The sequence below is a fragment of the Colwellia sp. MB3u-55 genome, from assembly GCF_014076785.1.
GTDB lineage: Bacteria > Pseudomonadota > Gammaproteobacteria > Enterobacterales > Alteromonadaceae > Colwellia_A.
In genome coordinates this window covers 1-1,654 of sequence record NZ_JACGUS010000039.1, presented here as the reverse complement: position 1 = coordinate 1,654, position 1,654 = coordinate 1, and the positions used below count along the sequence as shown (strand labels likewise).

General features: G+C 36.5%; 3 protein-coding genes. All 3 read right to left on the bottom strand.

Going from position 1 to position 1,654, the window contains the following annotated elements; genetic code table 11:
* Positions 1 to 344: energy transducer TonB (locus H4J66_RS01065; protein ID WP_182169435.1), on the bottom strand; the 344-nt coding region annotated here is incomplete at its 3' end.
* Between the two features lie 119 nt (positions 345 to 463).
* On the bottom strand, positions 464 to 763 hold the full coding sequence (locus H4J66_RS01060; RefSeq protein WP_182169421.1) for a type II toxin-antitoxin system RelE/ParE family toxin: 300 nt from the start codon (positions 761 to 763) through the stop codon (positions 464 to 466).
* Positions 751 to 1,008 (bottom strand): type II toxin-antitoxin system Phd/YefM family antitoxin, encoded by a 258-nt coding sequence (locus H4J66_RS01055; RefSeq protein WP_182169419.1) that lies wholly within the window; start codon positions 1,006 to 1,008, stop codon positions 751 to 753. The genes H4J66_RS01060 and H4J66_RS01055 overlap by 13 nt, the downstream gene beginning before the upstream one ends.
* Positions 1,009 to 1,654: the final 646 nt, after the last annotated feature.

Here is a 1,654-nt window from a genome sequence, read left to right as displayed (position 1 = left end):
TTAAGTGCTTCAGTTGCTGGCTTTATGAAAAGACCAGACTGAGAAGATTCTATAACACCAATATTAAAGGGCTTACCTTCAGAAGAAATATCGAACTCAAATTTGACATAGCCATTTATTTTATTCCTTGCTGCTGATTTTGGATACTTTGGAGAAACTCTTTTTATGGGAAAACCTTCTTGAGTCGTATCGCTAAAATTTTCAATTTTTCTTGGGAATACCGTACAACGTGGTTCATTTTTTACAATGTCATTTATACTAAAGCTATTATCTCGATTCTCGCTTGTAGTCTGACAACCACAAATGAAAACAGCCAAAAATAGACTTAAATTTTTCAAGTTCACCTAAAACCTCCTTATTACACTAACGCTACGTTAAGCGGCAAAAAATTGTTGGCTAAAATTGTGAACGGAGTGAAACAGCCAACTGTTTTTTGTCCGTTTGAACGCCTTGTTAGACGTATTTAGCTCTGTAGAAGAAATCTACGAAGATCTCGCTCTTGACGCATGACATGTAATATATAAACTTTGTCGCTATCCACTTTATAGAAAATACGACAAGGATTAACATTAACTTCACGGTAATTTAAGTTAATTAATTCAAGTGGTCTTTTACCTGATTCAGGATGGTCTTCTAACCTAGATATTTTGTCAAATATTTTGTGAGTCAATTTCTTAGCCGCATCAATATTACTTAAAGCAATATACTCAGCAATATCATTTAAATCATCAAGAGCTGGAGATGTCCAAATTATTTCAGCCATTTGCTCATTTTCTCTTTTGCTTCTTGATTCGAGAATGTATTACCGCTTTTAATTGCTTGCTCACCGCGTGCAACACCCTCAAGAATTGCCATTCGTTGCTGCATAAATTCATAATCGTCAACATCAACTAAATATGCCGATGGTTGCCCATGCTCAGTAATTAACACAGGTTCTTTGGATATGTGAAGGTCAGCTAAAATTTTTGTAGCTTGACGCTTAAGTGTCGTAACAAGTTCAACTCTCATGATAAATCCTATTTAGAACTCAAATAATGTATCACTATAGTATCACAAAAGTTCGAGGTTACAACTATACGGCTAACGCCACATTAAGCGGCAAAATATAGTTGGTTATAATGTTGAACGGAGTGAAAACAACCAACTGTATTTTGTCCGTTTGAATGCCTTGTTAGGGCTGCGTTAACTCTGCGTGCAAGTTGTATGTGCTGACAACCCGTCTTTTAACCAAAAATACTCGATACAATTGATACTGTTTATGACGACTTTACGCTGACCTACATCTAGAGAATCAACCGCTTCTAATATTGAGACAACACCTGAATTATCTCGATCCACAATCTCATAAGGAATTGGTGATTTATAAAGAATAAATCCGTAGCCACACAACGGGATTAATAAGACACTCAATGCTACAACGAGTCGAATATTCATTTAGCGCCCTAACGCCCTATTAAGGGGCAAATTGTAGTTGGCTAAAATGTGTAGCGAAGCGGAACTAGCCAACTGTTATTTGTCCCGCTTGAATAGCTTGTATGGATAATACACCCATCTTTATTATTCTTTTAAAACCCGTTTAGGTAAAGTGAGGCCCAAGCTTTAGCAGCAACTAAAGCCTTTTTATACGATAGTTCGATTGAATGATGGCTCCTCT